Raw genomic sequence first — 17,267 nt, forward strand, 5'->3', positions numbered from 1 at the left:
CGGTTTACCGGGCGGATATAAAAAGGTTTGCATATGTCCGAGCAGTTTCTCTACTTTTTGCAGCAGATGTTTAACGGCGTCACGCTGGGAAGCACCTACGCGCTGATCGCCATCGGCTACACGATGGTTTACGGCATTATCGGCATGATTAACTTCGCCCACGGCGAGGTGTACATGATCGGTAGCTACGTCTCCTTTATGATCATCGCCGCGTTGATGATGATGGGCATCGACAGCAGCTGGTTGCTGGTGGCCGCCGGGTTTGTCGGCGCGATTGTGATTGCCAGCGCCTACGGCTGGAGCATCGAACGGGTGGCCTACCGGCCGGTGCGCAGCTCCAAGCGCCTTATTGCGCTGATCTCCGCCATCGGTATGTCCATCTTCCTGCAAAACTACGTCAGCCTGACAGAAGGTTCGCGTGACGTGGCGCTGCCAAGCCTGTTTAACGGCCAGTGGATTGTGGGGGCCAGCGAAAACTTCTCTGCCTCTGTCACCACCATGCAGCTGGTTATCTGGATTGTGACCTTCCTGGCGATGCTGGCCCTGACCGTTTTCATCCGCTACTCCCGCATGGGACGCGCCTGCCGCGCCTGCGCGGAAGACCTGAAGATGGCGAGCTTGCTCGGGATCAACACCGACCGCGTGATTGCCCTGACCTTCGTGATCGGTGCAGCGATGGCGGCGGTGGCGGGCGTGTTGCTCGGCCAGTTCTACGGCGTAATCAACCCGTACATCGGCTTTATGGCCGGGATGAAAGCCTTCACCGCCGCGGTACTGGGCGGTATCGGCAGCATTCCGGGCGCGATGATTGGCGGCCTGATTTTGGGCGTGGCCGAAGCGCTCTCCTCGGCGTACCTGAGCACCGAATATAAAGATGTGGTGTCGTTTGCCCTGCTGATTCTGGTTCTGCTGGTGATGCCTACCGGTATTCTGGGCCGTCCGGAGGTAGAGAAAGTATGAAACCGATGCATTTTGCGATGGCGCTGCTTTCTGCCGCCATGTTCTTCGTCCTGGCGGGCGTCTTTATGGGCGTCCAGTTAGGGCTGGACGGCACGAAGCTGGTGGTGGATACCGCCCCCGATATCCGCTGGCAGTGGGTGTTTATCGGTACTGGCGTGGTGTTCCTGTTCCAGCTGCTGCGTCCGCTGTTCCAGAAGACGCTGAAGAACGTCTCCGGGCCGAAATTCGTCCTGCCGGCGATCGACGGTACAACCGTGAAGCAGAAGTTGTTCCTTGTGGCGCTGCTGGTGGCTGCCGTGGCGTGGCCGTTTATGGTATCGCGCGGGACGGTGGATATTGCCACCCTGACCATGATCTACGTGATTCTGGGGCTGGGTCTGAACGTGGTGGTGGGGCTGTCTGGCCTGCTGGTGCTGGGCTACGGCGGGTTCTACGCCATCGGTGCGTACACCTTCGCGCTGCTGAACCATTATTACGGCCTCGGCTTCTGGACCTGTTTGCCGCTGGCGGGGCTGGTCTCTGCCGCCGCGGGCTTCCTGCTCGGCTTCCCGGTGCTGCGCCTGCGCGGTGACTACCTGGCGATTGTGACCTTAGGCTTCGGCGAAATCGTCCGTATCCTGCTGCTCAACAATACCGAAGTGACCGGCGGTCCGAACGGCATCAGCCAGATCCCGAAACCGACCTTCTTCGGCCTGGAGTTCAGCCGTACCGCCCGCGAAGGCGGCTGGGATACCTTCAGCAACTTCTTTGGCATCAAATACGACCCGTCCGACCGCGTGATCTGGCTCTACCTGGTGGCGCTGCTGCTGGTGGTGATTACCCTGTTTGTGATCAACCGTCTGCTGCGCATGCCGCTGGGCCGCGCATGGGAAGCGCTGCGTGAGGATGAGATCGCCTGCCGTTCCCTGGGCCTGAATCCGACCCGTATCAAGCTGACCGCGTTTACCATCAGCGCCGCGTTTGCCGGTTTCGCCGGAACGCTGTTTGCCGCGCGTCAGGGCTTCGTCAGCCCGGAATCGTTCACCTTTGCCGAATCGGCCTTCGTGCTGGCGATTGTGGTGCTCGGCGGGATGGGTTCCCAGTTCGCCGTGATCCTCGCGGCCATCCTGCTGGTGGTCTCGCGCGAGCTGATGCGCGACTTTAACGAATACAGCATGCTGATGCTGGGTGGCTTGATGGTGCTGATGATGATCTGGCGTCCGCAGGGCTTGCTGCCGATGACGCGTCCACAGCTGAAGCTTAAGAGCGCGGAAGCGAAAGGAGAGCAGGCATGAGTCAGCCATTATTATCCGTTAACGGTCTGATGATGCGTTTTGGTGGCCTGCTGGCGGTCAACAACGTGAATCTGGATCTGCATAAGAAAGAGATTGTCTCCCTGATTGGCCCGAACGGCGCAGGGAAAACCACAGTCTTCAACTGCCTGACCGGTTTTTACAAGCCGACAGGTGGCACCATCATGCTGCGCGACCAGCACCTCGAAGGGCTACCGGGCCAGCAGATTGCCCGCATGGGCGTGGTGCGTACCTTCCAGCACGTGCGTCTGTTCCGGGAGATGACGGTGATTGAGAACCTGCTGGTGGCGCAACATCAGCAGCTCAAAACCGGCCTCTTTTCCGGCCTGCTGAAAACCCCGGCATTTCGCCGCACGCAGGAGGAAGCGCTGGATCGCGCCGCCACCTGGCTTGACCGCATCGGCCTGCTCCAGCACGCCAACCGTCAGGCGAGCAACCTGGCCTACGGCGATCAGCGTCGTCTGGAGATTGTGCGCTGCATGGTGACGCAGCCGGAAATCCTGATGCTCGACGAACCGGCGGCGGGCCTTAACCCGAAAGAGACCAAAGAGCTGGACGAGCTGATTGCCGAGCTTCGCGATCATCACGACACCACCATCCTGCTGATTGAGCACGACATGAAGCTGGTGATGGGCATTTCGGACCGTATCTACGTGGTTAACCAGGGCACGCCGCTGGCAAACGGCACGCCGGAAGAGATCCGCAGCAACCCGGACGTGATCCGCGCATACCTTGGTGAGGCATAAGATGGAAAAAGCGATGTTAACGTTCGACAAGGTCAATGCGCACTACGGCAAGATCCAGGCGCTGCACGACGTCAGCCTGCATATCAATCAGGGCGAGATCGTCACTCTGATTGGCGCCAACGGCGCGGGGAAAACCACGCTGCTCGGCACCCTGTGCGGCGATCCGCGCGCCACCAGCGGGCGGATTGTGTTTGACGGCAAAGATATTACCGACTGGCAGACGGCTAAAATTATGCGTGAAGCGGTAGCGATCGTCCCGGAAGGGCGTCGCGTGTTCTCGCGCATGACGGTCGAAGAGAACCTGGCGATGGGCGGTTTCTTCGCCCACCGGGATGAATACCAGACCCGCATCAAATGGGTATACGAACTCTTCCCGCGCCTGTGGGAGCGGCGAATTCAGCGCGCGGGCACCATGTCCGGCGGGGAGCAACAGATGCTGGCGATTGGCCGCGCGCTGATGAGCCAGCCGCGTCTGCTGCTGCTGGATGAACCGTCGCTCGGGCTGGCGCCTATCATCATTCAGCAGATTTTCGACACCATCGAGCAGTTGCGCAAAGAGGGGATGACCATCTTCCTCGTCGAGCAGAACGCCAACCAGGCGCTGAAGCTCGCTGACCGTGGCTACGTGCTGGAGAACGGCCGCGTGGTGCTCTCCGATACCGGCGATGCGCTGCTGGCGAACGAAGCGGTGCGGAGCGCGTATTTGGGCGGCTAAGCCGTCTGTATCGCCCGGTGGCGCTGCGCTTACCGGGCCTACGGATACCATGTAGGCCGGGTAAGGCGAAGCCGCCACCCGGCTTTTTTTCATATTAACCCCTTCACACAACCATCATCCCTCTGACGCCTGGCTGTCACCTATCTGTAAACAAACAGTTATTTTTCTGTCATTCGAGCATGTCATGTTACCTCGCGAGCACAAAACGCGTGATATCGCGCATCCGGCATAATAAGAGAGATGACAATGACATCGTTACGACACACAGCTTTGGGTCTGGCAATCGGTCTGGCTTTTGCGACGAACGCAATGGCTGTGACCACCATTCCGTTCTGGCATTCTATGGAAGGGGAGTTGGGTAAAGAGGTTGACTCCCTGGCGCAACGTTTCAACGACACCCACCCGGATTACAAAATTGTGCCGGTGTACAAAGGCAACTACGAGCAGAGCCTGAGCGCGGGCATCGCCGCCTTCCGTACCGGCAATGCGCCAGCCCTGTTACAGGTTTATGAAGTCGGCACCGCGACCATGATGGCCTCCAAAGCCATCAAGCCGGTCTATGAAGTGTTCAAAGACGCGGGCATCAACTTTGACGAATCCCAGTTTGTGCCGACCGTCTCCGGTTACTACACCGATTCCAAAACCGGCCACCTGCTGTCCCAACCGTTTAACAGCTCCACGCCGGTGCTGTACTACAACAAAGATGCCTTCAAAAAAGCCGGTTTAGATCCGGAACAGCCGCCAAAAACCTGGCAGGATCTGGCGGAGTACACCGCGAAGCTGAAAGCGGCGGGGATGAAGTGCGGCTACGCCAGCGGCTGGCAGGGCTGGATCCAGATTGAAAACTTCAGCGCCTGGCACGGCCTGCCGGTTGCCACCAAAAACAACGGCTTCGATGGCACCGACGCGGTTCTGGAATTTAACAAGCCGGAGCAGGTGAAGCACATCGCGCTGCTGGCCGATCTGAACAAGAAGGGCGACTTCAGCTATTTCGGGCGCAAAGACGAATCCACCGAGAAGTTCTACAACGGTGACTGCGCCATTACTACCGCGTCTTCCGGTTCGCTGGCGGACATCCGTCACTACGCCAAATTCAACTACGGCGTGGGCATGATGCCGTACGACGCTGATGTAAAAGGCGCGCCGCAGAACGCCATCATCGGCGGGGCGAGCCTGTGGGTGATGCAGGGTAAAGACAACGGCACCTACAAAGGCGTGGCCGAGTTCCTCGACTTCCTGGCGAAGCCGGAAAACGCCGCCGAGTGGCACCAGAAGACCGGCTACCTGCCGATCACCAAAGCCGCGTACGACCTGACCCGGGAGCAGGGCTTCTACAGCAAGAACCCGGGCGCTGACATCGCGACGCGTCAGATGCTGAACAAGCCGCCGTTGCCGTTCACCAAAGGCCTGCGTCTGGGCAACATGCCGCAGATCCGCACCATCGTTGATGAAGAGCTGGAAAGCGTCTGGACCGGGAAGAAAACGCCACAGCAGGCGCTGGATTCAGCGGTAGAGCGCGGCAACCAACTGTTACGCCGCTTTGAGCAGTCGACGAAATCGTAATTAAAACCTTACCCCTCACCCTAACCCTCTCCCCATAGGGGAGAGGGGACTGCACGGAGCCGTCTTTTCTCCCTCGCCCCTATGGGGAGAGGGCCGGGGTGAGGGGCGAAAACCTACTTGAGCTAACCTATGTCATCATCCCGTCCGGTGTTCCGTTCCCGCTGGCTGCCGTACCTGCTGGTCGCGCCGCAGCTGGTCATCACCGTTATCTTCTTTATCTGGCCTGCGGGCGAAGCGCTGTGGTACTCGGTACAAAGCGTCGATCCGTTCGGGCTTTCCAGCCAGTTTGTCGGGCTGGACAACTTTACCGCGCTGTTCCATGACAGCTACTACCTGGACTCCTTCTGGACGACGATCAAATTCAGCGCGCTGGTCACCGTGAGCGGTCTCGTCGCGTCGCTGTTCTTCGCCGCGCTGGTGGATTACGTAGTGCGCGGCAGCCGTCTGTATCAGACCCTGATGCTGCTGCCTTACGCTGTGGCTCCCGCCGTGGCCGCCGTGCTGTGGATCTTCCTGTTTAACCCGGGGCGCGGGCTGATTACCCACTTCCTGGGCGAGTTTGGCTATGACTGGAACCACGCCCAGAACAGCGGTCAGGCCATGTTCCTGGTGGTGTTCGCCTCGGTGTGGAAGCAGATCAGCTACAACTTCCTGTTTTTCTTCGCCGCGCTACAGTCTATCCCGCGTTCGCTGGTGGAGGCCGCCGCGATTGACGGTGCAGGGCCAGTGCGCCGCTTCTTCCGGCTGTCGCTGCCGCTGATCGCCCCGGTGAGTTTCTTCCTGCTGGTGGTAAACCTGGTGTACGCCTTCTTCGACACCTTCCCGGTGATCGACGCCGCCACTGCGGGCGGTCCGGTACAGGCGACGACCACGCTGATTTATAAAATTTACCGCGAAGGCTTTGCCGGGCTTGATCTCTCTGCCTCTGCCGCCCAGTCCGTGGTGCTGATGTTCCTCGTCATCATCCTCACGGTGGTGCAGTTCCGCTATGTCGAAAGTAAGGTGCGCTACCAATGATTGAGAACCGTCGCGGGCTGACGATTTTCAGCCATACCCTGCTGATCCTGGGCATCCTCGTCATCCTGTTTCCACTGTACGTGGCCTTCGTCGCCGCCACGCTGGACACCAAAGCGGTGTTCGACACGCCGATGACGCTCGTCCCCGGCGGGCATCTTTTCGAGAACATGAAAACTATCTGGACCCAGGGCGTGGGGGCCAACAGCGCGCCGTTCTGGCTGATGATGCTCAACAGTTTCATCATGGCGTTCGGCATCACCATCGGCAAAATCACGGTGTCGATGCTTTCGGCCTTCGCCATCGTCTGGTTCCGCTTTCCGCTGCGTAACCTGTTTTTCTGGATGATTTTTATCACTCTGATGCTGCCGGTGGAGGTGCGTATCTTCCCGACGGTGGAGGTGATCGCCAACCTGAAGATGCTCGACAGCTACGCGGGCTTAACCCTGCCGCTGATGGCTTCGGCGACCGCCACCTTCCTGTTCCGCCAGTTCTTTATGACCCTGCCGGATGAACTGATTGAAGCCGCGCGTATTGACGGCGCCTCGCCGATGCGCTTCTTCCGCGACATCGTGCTGCCGCTGTCGAAAACCAACCTTGCGGCGCTGTTTGTGATCACCTTTATCTACGGCTGGAACCAGTACCTGTGGCCGCTGCTGATCGTTCAGGACGTCAACCTCGGCACCGCCGTGGCAGGCATCAAAGGCATGATCGCCACCGGCGAAGGCACCACCCTCTGGAACCAGGTGATGGCGGCGATGCTGCTCACCCTTATCCCCCCGGTCGTTATCGTTTTAGCCATGCAGCGTGCGTTTGTGCGTGGTTTAGTGGACAGTGAGAAATAAGATGGCAGGTTTAAAATTACAGGCAGTAACCAAAAGCTGGGACGGCAAAACCCAGGTCATTCAGCCGCTGACGCTCGACGTGGCGGACGGGGAATTTATCGTCATGGTCGGTCCGTCCGGCTGTGGGAAATCCACGCTGCTGCGCATGGTGGCGGGGCTGGAACGCGTGACGTCCGGGGATATCTGGATTGACCGCCAGCGCGTTACCGAGATGGAACCCAAAGATCGCGGCATCGCGATGGTGTTCCAGAACTACGCCCTCTATCCGCACATGAGCGTGGAAGAGAACATGGCCTGGGGGCTGAAAATTCGCGGCATGGGCAAAGGCCATATCGAGGAGCGCGTGAAAGAAGCCGCGCGCATTCTGGAGCTTGACGGCCTGCTCAAGCGTCGCCCGCGTGAGCTTTCCGGCGGCCAGCGTCAGCGCGTGGCGATGGGGCGCGCCATCGTGCGCGACCCGGCGGTCTTTCTGTTCGACGAACCGCTGTCAAACCTCGACGCCAAGCTGCGCGTGCAGATGCGCCTTGAGCTACAGCAGCTGCATCGCCGCCTTAAAACCACGTCCCTCTACGTGACCCACGATCAGGTAGAGGCCATGACTCTCGCCCAGCGCGTGATGGTGATGAACAAAGGCATCGCCGAGCAGATTGGCACCCCGGTGGAAGTCTACGAAAAACCGGCCAGCCGTTTTGTGGCGAGCTTTATCGGCAGTCCGGCGATGAACCTGCTGGACGGGCGGATCAATGCTGCAGGAACCCATTTTGAGCTGGAAAGCGGGATGGCGTTGCCGATCAACTGGTACTATCGTGGCTACGCCGGGCGTAAGATGACGCTCGGTATCCGCCCGGAGCATATTGGTTTGACGTCTCAGGCGGACGGCGGCGTGCCGCTGGTGATGGACACGCTGGAGATGCTGGGCGCAGACAACCTGGCGCACGGACGCTGGGGCGAACAAAAGCTGGTGGTGCGCCTGCCGCATCAGGAGCGCCCGAAGGCAGGCAGCACGCTGTGGCTGCATATGCCGGAAAATCACCTGCACTTATTTGACGGTGAAACAGGACAACGAGTATGAGCAACTGGCCTTACCCCCACATTGTCGCCCACCGTGGCGGCGGTAAACTGGCGCCGGAAAACACCCTGGCGGCAATTGACGCTGGCGCGCGCTACGGCCACACGATGATCGAGTTCGATGCCAAGCTGTCGAAGGACGGCGAAATTTTCCTGCTGCATGACGACAACCTTGAACGCACCAGCAACGGCTGGGGCGTGGCGGGCGAACTGCCGTGGCGCGATCTGCTGAAGGTGGATGCCGGAAGCTGGTTCAGCGGGGAATTCAAAGGTGAACCGCTGCCGCTGCTGGCGGAAGTGGCGGACCGCTGCCGCCAGCACGGCATGATGGCCAACATCGAAATCAAACCGACCACCGGCACCGGGCCGCTGACGGGCAAAGTCATCGCGCTGGCCGCGCGTGAGCTGTGGGAAGGGATGACGGTACCGCTGCTGTCGTCGTTTGACATCGACGCGCTGGAAGCGGCACAGGCGGCCGTACCAGAGCTGCCGCGCGGGCTGCTGCTGGATGAGTGGCGAGAAGACTGGCGCGCGCTGACTGCCCGCTTAGGTTGCGTGTCGATCCACCTCAACCATAAGCTGCTTGATGAAGCGCGCGTGACGCTGTTGAAAGAGGCCGGTCTGCATATCCTGGTCTACACCGTCAACAAACCCCAGCGTGCGGCCGAGCTGCTGCGCTGGGGCGTGGACAGCATCTGTACCGATGCGATTGACCAGATCGGGCCGAACTTTATTTATTAAGCATACTGCCGTTCTGCTGGGTCGGCAGCATATGCTGCTGACCGCTGCTTTGCGACACCCCGCCCCCTAACATCCCACCGTTTGAGTTTGACAGCGGCTGCTCGCGCATCTGGCCCTGCTGCACGCGCTGGGTATTAGCGTTCATCTGGTTTTGCAGGTGCTGCTGCTGCACCTGGGTCTGCGTCTTTAACTGCTGATTAAGCATCCCTTTCTGCTGCTGTTGCTGGCTCATCATCTCCGTCTGCATACGCTGCTGGCTCGGAATGACATAGCCCTGCTGGTTTGGGTTGTTCAGCGTGTTTATCGGCTGTGCGAGCGCGGCGAACGGAAGCAGCGCGATCAGGATCGGTAATCGTTTCATGGTTATCTCCTCCTTTGAGGCTTCTCTTAAGTTTATCCTGATTCCGGCATAACGATGATTTTTTAAGAGTTGTGAACCAGGCTTAAGCGGGGAATATAGGCCCCTTCACCTGGAGAACAATAATGATGAAACCAACCTTTTTGCGCTGGGTCGCCATCGCTGCGCTGATGGCAGGCGGCACATTTACCGTGGCGGCCAACCCGCCCGCCGCTCCTCCGGTCTCTTACGGCGTGGAGGAGGATGTTTTTCATCCCGTGCGGGCGACGCATGGCATGGTGGCCTCGGTTGACGCGCTGGCAACTCAGGTGGGCGTCGATATTCTTAAACAGGGCGGTAACGCGGTGGATGCGGCGGTCGCGGTCGGGTACGCGCTGGCGGTGACGCATCCACAGGCAGGCAACCTGGGCGGCGGCGGGTTTATGATGCTGCGCACGAAAGACGGTAAAACTACGTCCATCGACTTCCGTGAGATGGCACCGAATCAGGCCTCCCGCGATATGTTCCTCGACGATCAGGGCAATCCGGACAGTAAAAAATCCCTGACCTCGCACCTTGCCTCCGGCACGCCGGGCACCGTTGCGGGGTTCTCGCTGGCGCTGGAAAAATACGGCACGCTGCCGCTGAATAAAGTGGTGCAGCCTGCCATCAGGCTTGCGCGCGACGGCTTCGTCGTCAACGACGCGCTGGCGGACGACCTCAAAACCTACGGCAGCGAAGTTATTCCCAATCATGAAAACAGCAAGGCTATCTTCTGGAAAGACGGCGAGCCGCTGAAGAAGGGCGATAAGCTGGTGCAGAAGAACCTCGCAAAAAGTCTCGAACTGATTGCCGAAAACGGTCCGGACGCCTTCTATAAGGGGCCGATTGCAGATCAGATTGCCGATGAGATGCAGAAGAACGGCGGGCTGATCACCAAAGCGGATCTGGCGGAATATAAGGCGGTGGTGCGCGAGCCGATTAGCGGCACCTATCGCGGCTACGAGGTCTTCTCCATGCCGCCGCCGTCCTCCGGGGGCATTCATATTGTACAGATCCTCAATATTCTGGAAAACTTCGATATGCACAAGTTCGGCTTCGGTAGTGCCGATGCCATGCAGGTGATGGCGGAGGCGGAAAAGCGCGCCTACGCGGACCGCTCGGAATATCTTGGCGATCCGGATTTCGTGAAGGTGCCGTGGCAGGCGCTGACCAACAAAGCCTATGCCAAATCGATTGCCGATGAGATCGACATCAACAAGGCTAAACCGTCCAGCGAGATCCGCCCGGGCAAGCTGGCGCCGTATGAAAGTAACCAGACCACCCACTTCTCGGTCGTGGACAAAGACGGAAACGCGGTGGCGGTGACATACACGCTCAACACCACCTTCGGCACCGGGATTGTGGCGGGCAGTAGCGGTATTTTGCTGAACAACGAGATGGATGACTTCTCGGCCAAGCCGGGCGTGCCGAACGTCTACGGGCTGGTCGGCGGCGATGCAAATGCGGTCGGGCCGAAGAAGCGCCCGCTGTCGTCCATGTCGCCCACCATCGTGGTGAAAGACGGCAAAACCTGGCTGGTGACCGGCAGCCCGGGCGGGAGCCGGATTATCACCACCGTGTTGCAAATGGTAGTGAACAGCATCGACTTTGGGATGAACGTCGCCGAAGCGACCAATGCGCCGCGTTTCCATCACCAGTGGCTGCCGGACGAGTTGCGCGTGGAGAAGGGCTTTAGCCCGGATACCCTCAAGCTGCTTGAGCAGCGCGGGCAGAAGGTGGCGGTGAAGGAGGCGATGGGCAGCACCCAGAGCATTATGGTCGGGCCGGACGGTGCCCTGTTTGGCGCGTCGGACCCACGGTCGGTGGATGATTTAACGGCGGGGTATTGAGGGCTCCCCTCACCTAACCCTCTCCCCATAGGGGAGAGGGGATTGCACGGTGCGGTCTTTTCTCCCTCGCCCCTTCGGGGAGAGGGTCGGGGTGAGGGGTTACTTCATCCGCGCCATATAATACGCGTCCACGTACTCGCCGTTGCGCAGGGCGTAGCGCCTGCCGGTGCCTTCAATCTCAAACCCGTGCTTTTTGTACACCGCGATTGCCGGTGCGTTATCGACAAACACCGTTAACTCGATGCGGTCGACGCGCAGCCAGTTGTCGCACATATCAACCATGGTGCGTATCAGCGCGCTGGCGACGCCCCGATTTTGCCACTGCGCACCCACACAAATTCCAAAATCGGCGACGTGGCTGCGGCGCGGACGCTGGGCTACGGCAATGCACAGATGCCCGGCGACGGTATCATCAATACAGGCGACAAGCTGCTTGATACCGGGCTGATCGGTTAGCCGGTCATGCCACATCTGCTCTGAGGGATGAGGAACCTGTAGCGTGTTGTGGTACACCTCCGGCTGGGCGTGGATCTGACGAATGGCGTCGTAATCTTTCGGTTCAGCGTGGCGTATCACTATCTCACTCATTCCTTGTTCCTCAGTCAGTTAAAAGTCCCTTCCAACATCAGTGACTTTAAAAGTTGAGTCAATCGCTATTTTTTGCAAAAAGTGTTGGACAAGTGCGAATGAGAATGATTATTATTGCTCTGCATTCAGGAAGACCTCCTACGGGAACCTGAAAGCACGACATTGCTCACATTGCTTCCAGTATTACTTTAGCCAGCTTCTCGCTGGCTTTTTTTTTGTTATGGTTAGACTCAGTAACCTTCCAAAAGGACTGAGCCATGACACTACATTGTGCATTTATTGGATTTGGCAAAAGCACCACGCGTTACCACCTTCCGTATGTTCTTAACCGAAAAGAGACCTGGCACGTGGCCCATATCTATCGCCGCCGCGCGAAGCCAGAAGAGCAGTCTCCGCAGTATTCCCATATTCATTTCACCAGCGATCTTGATGAAGTGTTAAATGATCCGCAGGTGAAGCTGGTGGTGGTCTGTACCCACGCCGACAGCCACTTTGACTACGCAAAACGCGCGCTGGAAGCAGGTAAAAACGTGCTGGTGGAAAAACCGTTCACCCCGACCATCGCCGAAGCGAAGGAACTCTTTGCGCTGGCGAAAAGCAAAGGCCTGGCCGTCACGCCCTACCAGAACCGTCGCTTTGACAGCTGCTTCCTGACGGCAAAAAAGGCAATCGAAAGCGGCAAGCTCGGCGAGATCGTTGAAATCGAAAGCCACTTCGATTACTACCGCCCTGTGGCAGAAACCAAACCCGGCCTGCCGCAGGACGGTTCGTTCTACGGTCTGGGCGTACACACCATGGACCAGATCATCTCCCTGTTTGGCCGCCCGGACCACGTGGCGTACGACATCCGCAGCCTGCGCAATAAGGCCAATCCGGACGATACCTTCGAAGCACAGCTGTTCTACGGCGACCTGAAAGCCATCGTCAAAACCAGTCATCTGGTGAAAATCGACTACCCGAAATTTATCGTTCACGGCAAGAAAGGCTCCTTTATCAAGTACGGCATCGACCAGCAGGAGACCAGCCTGAAGGCCAACATCATGCCGGGCGAACCGGGCTTTGCGGCAGATGATTCCGTGGGCGTGCTGGAGTACGTGAACGACGAGGGCCTGACGGTCAGGGAAGAGCTGAAGCCGGAAACGGGCGATTATGGACGCGTCTACGATGCGCTGTATGAAACCCTCTCCAGCGGCACGCCGAATTACGTCAAGGAATCTGACGTTCTGACGAACCTGGAAATCCTTGAACGGGCCTTCGAACAGGCTTCCCCTGCCACGGTAACCCTCGCCAGATAAGCAAAAATGGCTCCTTTGTGCTTGTTCTAAATTTTTGAACAGAGGAGTCAATTTTCACCCTCTATGATCCCTGAGCGTTTGCGTCCACACTTACTCCATCGAAACGAACTGAGGGTGAAAACAATGATCTACTTACGCAAAGCAAACGAACGTGGTCACGCGAATCATGGCTGGCTGGACTCATGGCATTCATTCTCGTTTGCCGATTACTACGACCCGAACTTCATGGGCTTCTCCGCGCTGCGCGTCATTAACGACGACGTGATTGATGCAGGCCAGGGCTTCGGTACCCACCCGCACAAGGACATGGAAATCCTGACCTATGTGCTGGAAGGGGCGGTTGAGCACCAGGACAGCATGGGCAATAAAGAGCAGGTTCCGGCGGGCGAGTTCCAGATTATGAGTGCGGGGACCGGGGTGCGTCACTCGGAGTACAACCCGAGCAAAACGGAAAAACTGCACCTGTATCAAATCTGGATCATTCCAGAAGAGACCGGCATCACGCCACGCTACGAACAGCGCCGCTTCGATGCGAAACAGGGTAAACAGCTGGTGCTCTCCCCGGATGCGCGTGAAGGTTCCCTGAAAGTGCATCAGGATATGGAGCTGTACCGCTGGGCGCTGGCGAAAGATGAACAGTCTGTGCACCAGATCGCCGCCAACCGCCGCGTGTGGATCCAGGTGGTGAAAGGCGAGGTGTCCATCAACGGCACCAAAGCCACCGCCGCCGATGGCCTGGCAGTCTGGGATGAGCAGACGCTCTCCGTGCATGCCGACAGCGAAAGTGAAATTCTGCTGTTTGATCTGCCGCCGGTCTAAATAATTTCTCAACCTTCCCTTTAAACGGGGAAGGTTGAGCTTTGTCCGTGATAAACTGAGCAAATCTCTCACTTCAAGATTTCTCAGGACGATGAAAAAGAAACGCCCCGTACTTCAGGATGTCGCCGATCGCGTCGGTGTGACCAAAATGACGGTCAGCCGTTTTTTACGTAACCCGGAGCAGGTTTCCGTGGCGTTGCGTGGCAAGATTGCCGCCGCCCTTGATGAACTGGGTTATATCCCCAACCGCGCGCCCGATATTCTCTCTAATGCGACCAGCCGAGCGGTGGGCGTCCTGCTTCCTTCCTTAACCAACCAGGTTTTCGCTGAAGTGCTGCGTGGCATCGAAAGCGTGACCGATGCCTTTGGTTATCAGACCATGCTCGCCCACTATGGGTACAAGCCGGAACTGGAAGAGGAACGTCTTGAATCGATGCTTTCCTGGAACATTGACGGCCTGATTTTAACGGAACGTACTCACACCCCGCGCACGCTGAAAATGATTGAAGTGGCAGGCATTCCGGTGGTGGAGCTGATGGACAGCCAGTCGCCGTGCCTCGACATCGCCGTGGGGTTCGATAACTTTGAAGCGGCGCGTCAGATGACGGCGGCGATCATCGCCCGCGGTCATCGCCATGTGGCCTATCTGGGTGCGCGTCTGGATGAACGTACTATCATCAAACAGAAGGGATACGAGCAGGCGATGCTCGACGCCGGTTTAACCCCGTACAGCGTGATGGTGGAGCAATCTTCCTCTTATACGTCGGGTATTGAGCTGATGCGTCAGGCGCGACGCGAGTATCCGCAACTGGACGGTATTTTCTGTACCAACGATGACCTTGCGGTCGGCGCCGCGTTTGAGTGTCAGCGCCTGGGTTTAAAAATCCCGGATGATATGGCGATTGCCGGCTTCCACGGCCACGACATTGGCCAGGTGATGGAGCCGCGTCTGGCAAGCGTCCTGACCCCGCGTGAACGTATGGGCCGCATTGGTGCAGAACGCCTGCTGGCGCGCATTCGTGGTGAGGCAGTTACCCCTAAAATGTTAGATTTAGGTTTCACCTTGTCACCGGGTGGATCTATTTAATCCGACAAATTTGAAGTAGCTCACACTTATTCACTTCACGCACGTTTGGATATTGCTTCTCTTATGCCCCGGCAGGACAATGTTACCGATAACTGTTACCCGTAACAATTGACTGAGGGACACCCTTTGAGCACGACTAATCACGATCACCACGTTTACGTCCTGATGGGCGTGTCCGGTAGCGGTAAATCTGCCGTGGCGAGCGAAGTGGCGCATCAACTCCAGGCTGCGTTTCTTGATGGTGACTTCCTCCATCCGCGCAGCAACATCATGAAAATGGCTTCCGGCGAGCCGCTGAATGACGACGACCGCAAACCCTGGTTGCAGGCGCTGAATGATGCCGCGTTCGCGATGCAGCGCACCAATAAAGTCTCCCTGATAGTCTGTTCCGCGCTGAAAAAAACCTATCGCGACCTGCTGCGCGATGGCAACCCGAACCTCTCTTTCATCTACCTGAAAGGCGATTTCGGGGTAATTGAAAGCCGCCTGAAGGCGCGTAAAGGCCACTTCTTCAAAACCCAGATGCTGGTAACGCAGTTCGAAGCGTTGCAGGAGCCGGGGGCTGACGAACAGGATGTCTTAGTGGTTGATATCGATCAGCCGCTGGAAGGTGTTGTTGCCAGCACCATCGAGGTTATTAATAAAAGGCAGTAAGTTTTGAGTACATTAACGCTAGTTTTGACAGCAGTGGGTTCCGTATTGCTGCTGCTGTTTTTAGTGATGAAGGCACGTATGCACGCCTTCGTTGCTTTGATGGTGGTTTCTATTGGTGCTGGTCTCTTTTCCGGCATGCCGCTCGACAAAATCGCGGCGACGATGGAAAAAGGGATGGGCGGCACGCTCGGCTTCCTGGCCATTGTGGTGGCACTGGGCGCGATGTTTGGCAAGATTTTGCACGAGACGGGCGCGGTCGATCAGATTGCGGTCAAGATGCTGAAATCCTTCGGGCACAGCCGTGCGCACTACGCGATTGGTCTGGCAGGGCTGATTTGTGCATTGCCGCTGTTCTTTGAAGTGGCGGTGGTGCTGCTGATTAGCGTGGCGTTCTCCATGGCGCGCCATACTGGTACTAACCTCGTGAAGCTGGTCATTCCGCTGTTTGCGGGCGTGGCGGCGGCGGCGGCGTTTCTGTTGCCGGGGCCTGCGCCGATGCTGCTAGCCTCCCAGATGCATGCTGACTTTGGCTGGATGATCCTGATTGGCCTGTGTGCGGCGATCCCGGGGATGATTATCGCCGGTCCGCTGTGGGGCAACTTCGTCAGCCGTTACGTTGAGCTGCACATTCCGGACGACATCACCGAGCCGCACCTGGGCGAGGGTAAAATGCCGTCCTTCGGCTTCAGTCTGTCGCTGATCCTGCTGCCGCTAGTGCTGGTGGGCCTGAAAACCATCGCTGCACGCTTTGTGCCGGTGGGGTCAACCGCTTACGAATGGTTCGAATTTATTGGTCATCCGTTCACTGCGATTCTGGTGGCGTGTCTGGTCGCGATTTACGGCCTGGCAATGCGTCAGGGCATGCCGAAAGACCGCGTGATGGAGATTTGCGGCGCCGCGCTGCAACCGGCGGGGATTATCCTGCTGGTGATCGGGGCGGGCGGCGTGTTCAAGCAGGTGCTGGTGGATTCCGGCGTTGGCCCGGCGCTGGGCGAAGCGCTGACCGGAATGGGCCTGCCGATTGCGGTCACCTGCTTCATGCTGGCCGCGGCGGTGCGTATCATTCAGGGCTCCGCGACCGTGGCGTGCTTAACCGCGGTGGGGCTGGTGATGCCGGTGATTGAACAGCTGAACTACTCCGGCGCGCAGATGGCGGCGCTCTCTATCTGTATCGCGGGCGGTTCGATTGTGGTTTCTCACGTGAACGACGCAGGCTTCTGGCTGTTCGGTAAATTTACCGGCGCAACCGAAGCGCAAACCCTGAAAACCTGGACGCTGATGGAAACCATCCTCGGCACGACGGGTGCGGTTGTCGGGATGATTGCGTTTACGCTGCTGAGCTAACGTATTCCTTTGATAGATAAAGTAAAGGGCTTCCATATGGAAGCCCTTATTCATTGTAACAGAGACGAATTGGTTGGAGAGATAATGCCAGGCACTCCGTTTATATGAAAATAGCATCGATAGTTATTTTTGTTAGATTCCAATACTAATTCGCCAATTAACTGCAAATCCTCTACAGCGTACCGTTCATAAGAATGCATGTATGTAGTGGTCAACTAAAACTGGCCACGGCTTTAGATTTTTTCCAGTATCGGTTTTCCGATTCGTTTGGCGGTAACCCACCGTTATAGTCATGCGGCCTGAGCGA

General features: G+C 57.9%; 17 protein-coding genes. 15 read left to right on the forward strand and 2 right to left on the reverse strand.

Annotation, left to right across the window (positions count from 1 at the left end; genetic code table 11):
• Positions 1-33: 33 nt before the first annotated feature.
• From livH to ugpQ, 9 genes are all read left to right on the forward strand, one after another.
• The gene (gene livH, locus ACOTZP_RS18475) at positions 34-960 is read left to right on the forward strand and encodes a high-affinity branched-chain amino acid ABC transporter permease LivH (protein WP_022649662.1); all 927 of its coding nucleotides are present in this window, start codon (positions 34-36) and stop codon (positions 958-960) included.
• Entirely contained in the window at positions 957-2,234 is a 1,278-nt protein-coding gene (locus ACOTZP_RS18480; protein ID WP_006812275.1) for a high-affinity branched-chain amino acid ABC transporter permease LivM, read from the forward strand. Before livH ends, ACOTZP_RS18480 begins: the two co-directional genes overlap by 4 nt.
• Positions 2,231-2,998 carry a high-affinity branched-chain amino acid ABC transporter ATP-binding protein LivG gene (gene livG / locus ACOTZP_RS18485; protein WP_063150758.1) on the forward strand — a complete coding sequence of 256 codons (768 nt, stop codon included), beginning with the start codon at positions 2,231-2,233 and terminating at the stop codon, positions 2,996-2,998. Before ACOTZP_RS18480 ends, livG begins: the two co-directional genes overlap by 4 nt.
• A 1-nt stretch (position 2,999) precedes the next feature.
• Positions 3,000-3,713 (forward strand): high-affinity branched-chain amino acid ABC transporter ATP-binding protein LivF, encoded by a 714-nt coding sequence (livF, locus tag ACOTZP_RS18490; protein ID WP_023298801.1) that lies wholly within the window; start codon positions 3,000-3,002, stop codon positions 3,711-3,713.
• Positions 3,714-3,959: 246 nt separating this feature from the next.
• On the forward strand, positions 3,960-5,276 hold the full coding sequence (ugpB, locus tag ACOTZP_RS18495) for a sn-glycerol-3-phosphate ABC transporter substrate-binding protein UgpB (protein WP_022649659.1): 1,317 nt from the start codon (positions 3,960-3,962) through the stop codon (positions 5,274-5,276).
• Between the two features lie 129 nt (positions 5,277-5,405).
• Entirely contained in the window at positions 5,406-6,293 is an 888-nt protein-coding gene (gene ugpA / locus ACOTZP_RS18500; protein ID WP_003861551.1) for a sn-glycerol-3-phosphate ABC transporter permease UgpA, read from the forward strand.
• Complete coding sequence (ugpE, locus tag ACOTZP_RS18505) at positions 6,290-7,135, forward strand: sn-glycerol-3-phosphate ABC transporter permease UgpE (RefSeq protein WP_022649657.1); 846 nt, start codon at positions 6,290-6,292, stop codon at positions 7,133-7,135. The genes ugpA and ugpE overlap by 4 nt, the downstream gene beginning before the upstream one ends.
• Before the next feature lies 1 nt (position 7,136).
• Positions 7,137-8,207: a sn-glycerol-3-phosphate import ATP-binding protein UgpC gene (locus ACOTZP_RS18510; protein WP_022649656.1), complete on the forward strand. Its 1,071-nt coding sequence runs from the start codon at positions 7,137-7,139 to the stop codon at positions 8,205-8,207.
• The gene (gene ugpQ / locus ACOTZP_RS18515; RefSeq protein WP_038416862.1) at positions 8,204-8,944 is read left to right on the forward strand and encodes a glycerophosphodiester phosphodiesterase; all 741 of its coding nucleotides are present in this window, start codon (positions 8,204-8,206) and stop codon (positions 8,942-8,944) included. Before ACOTZP_RS18510 ends, ugpQ begins: the two co-directional genes overlap by 4 nt.
• On the opposite strand, the gene ACOTZP_RS18520 is transcribed toward ugpQ, so the two are convergent.
• Positions 8,934-9,305, reverse strand: a complete 372-nt coding sequence (locus ACOTZP_RS18520; protein WP_023298798.1) for a DUF2756 family protein — start codon at positions 9,303-9,305, stop codon at positions 8,934-8,936. The genes ugpQ and ACOTZP_RS18520 overlap by 11 nt on opposite strands.
• A gap of 122 nt (positions 9,306-9,427) precedes the next feature.
• Between ACOTZP_RS18520 and ggt the strand changes: the two genes are divergently transcribed.
• The gene (ggt, locus tag ACOTZP_RS18525) at positions 9,428-11,173 is read left to right on the forward strand and encodes a gamma-glutamyltransferase (RefSeq protein ID WP_271074507.1); all 1,746 of its coding nucleotides are present in this window, start codon (positions 9,428-9,430) and stop codon (positions 11,171-11,173) included.
• Between the two features lie 99 nt (positions 11,174-11,272).
• On the opposite strand, the gene yhhY is transcribed toward ggt, so the two are convergent.
• Complete coding sequence (yhhY, locus tag ACOTZP_RS18530) at positions 11,273-11,761, reverse strand: N-acetyltransferase (protein ID WP_063853830.1); 489 nt, start codon at positions 11,759-11,761, stop codon at positions 11,273-11,275.
• A gap of 257 nt (positions 11,762-12,018) precedes the next feature.
• On the opposite strand from yhhY, the gene ACOTZP_RS18535 reads away from it, so the two are divergent.
• From ACOTZP_RS18535 to gntU, 5 genes are all read left to right on the forward strand, one after another.
• Entirely contained in the window at positions 12,019-13,056 is a 1,038-nt protein-coding gene (locus tag ACOTZP_RS18535; protein ID WP_271074508.1) for an oxidoreductase, read from the forward strand.
• 123 nt (positions 13,057-13,179) lie between these two features.
• The gene (locus tag ACOTZP_RS18540) at positions 13,180-13,875 is read left to right on the forward strand and encodes a pirin family protein (RefSeq protein WP_271074509.1); all 696 of its coding nucleotides are present in this window, start codon (positions 13,180-13,182) and stop codon (positions 13,873-13,875) included.
• Positions 13,876-13,966: 91 nt separating this feature from the next.
• Positions 13,967-14,962, forward strand: a complete 996-nt coding sequence (gntR, locus tag ACOTZP_RS18545) for a gluconate operon transcriptional repressor GntR (RefSeq protein ID WP_003861567.1) — start codon at positions 13,967-13,969, stop codon at positions 14,960-14,962.
• A gap of 126 nt (positions 14,963-15,088) precedes the next feature.
• Complete coding sequence (gene gntK / locus ACOTZP_RS18550; protein ID WP_003861569.1) at positions 15,089-15,616, forward strand: gluconokinase; 528 nt, start codon at positions 15,089-15,091, stop codon at positions 15,614-15,616.
• Positions 15,617-15,619: 3 nt separating this feature from the next.
• Entirely contained in the window at positions 15,620-16,960 is a 1,341-nt protein-coding gene (gntU, locus tag ACOTZP_RS18555) for a gluconate transporter (RefSeq protein WP_271074510.1), read from the forward strand.
• The last annotated feature ends 307 nt before the right edge of the window (positions 16,961-17,267 follow it).

This window comes from Enterobacter cloacae complex sp. SYL001 (genome assembly GCF_049237025.1).
Taxonomy (GTDB): domain Bacteria; phylum Pseudomonadota; class Gammaproteobacteria; order Enterobacterales; family Enterobacteriaceae; genus Enterobacter; species Enterobacter intestinihominis.

What these genes read in the sequence shown, in the direction of transcription:
- ACOTZP_RS18520 (WP_023298798.1), bottom strand. Translation starts at nt 9,305, where the DNA reads ATGAAACGATTACCGATCCTGATCGCGCTGCTTCCGTTCGCCGCGCTC.
- gntR (WP_003861567.1), top strand. Translation starts at nt 13,967, where the DNA reads ATGAAAAAGAAACGCCCCGTACTTCAGGATGTCGCCGATCGCGTCGGT.
- ACOTZP_RS18480 (WP_006812275.1), top strand. Translation starts at nt 957, where the DNA reads ATGAAACCGATGCATTTTGCGATGGCGCTGCTTTCTGCCGCCATGTTC.
- yhhY (WP_063853830.1), bottom strand. Translation starts at nt 11,761, where the DNA reads ATGAGTGAGATAGTGATACGCCACGCTGAACCGAAAGATTACGACGCC.
- livG (WP_063150758.1), top strand. Translation starts at nt 2,231, where the DNA reads ATGAGTCAGCCATTATTATCCGTTAACGGTCTGATGATGCGTTTTGGT.
- livH (WP_022649662.1), top strand. Translation starts at nt 34, where the DNA reads ATGTCCGAGCAGTTTCTCTACTTTTTGCAGCAGATGTTTAACGGCGTC.
- ugpE (WP_022649657.1), top strand. Translation starts at nt 6,290, where the DNA reads ATGATTGAGAACCGTCGCGGGCTGACGATTTTCAGCCATACCCTGCTG.
- ugpB (WP_022649659.1), top strand. Translation starts at nt 3,960, where the DNA reads ATGACATCGTTACGACACACAGCTTTGGGTCTGGCAATCGGTCTGGCT.
- livF (WP_023298801.1), top strand. Translation starts at nt 3,000, where the DNA reads ATGGAAAAAGCGATGTTAACGTTCGACAAGGTCAATGCGCACTACGGC.
- ugpA (WP_003861551.1), top strand. Translation starts at nt 5,406, where the DNA reads ATGTCATCATCCCGTCCGGTGTTCCGTTCCCGCTGGCTGCCGTACCTG.
- ggt (WP_271074507.1), top strand. Translation starts at nt 9,428, where the DNA reads ATGATGAAACCAACCTTTTTGCGCTGGGTCGCCATCGCTGCGCTGATG.
- ACOTZP_RS18540 (WP_271074509.1), top strand. Translation starts at nt 13,180, where the DNA reads ATGATCTACTTACGCAAAGCAAACGAACGTGGTCACGCGAATCATGGC.
- ACOTZP_RS18510 (WP_022649656.1), top strand. Translation starts at nt 7,137, where the DNA reads ATGGCAGGTTTAAAATTACAGGCAGTAACCAAAAGCTGGGACGGCAAA.
- ACOTZP_RS18535 (WP_271074508.1), top strand. Translation starts at nt 12,019, where the DNA reads ATGACACTACATTGTGCATTTATTGGATTTGGCAAAAGCACCACGCGT.
- ugpQ (WP_038416862.1), top strand. Translation starts at nt 8,204, where the DNA reads ATGAGCAACTGGCCTTACCCCCACATTGTCGCCCACCGTGGCGGCGGT.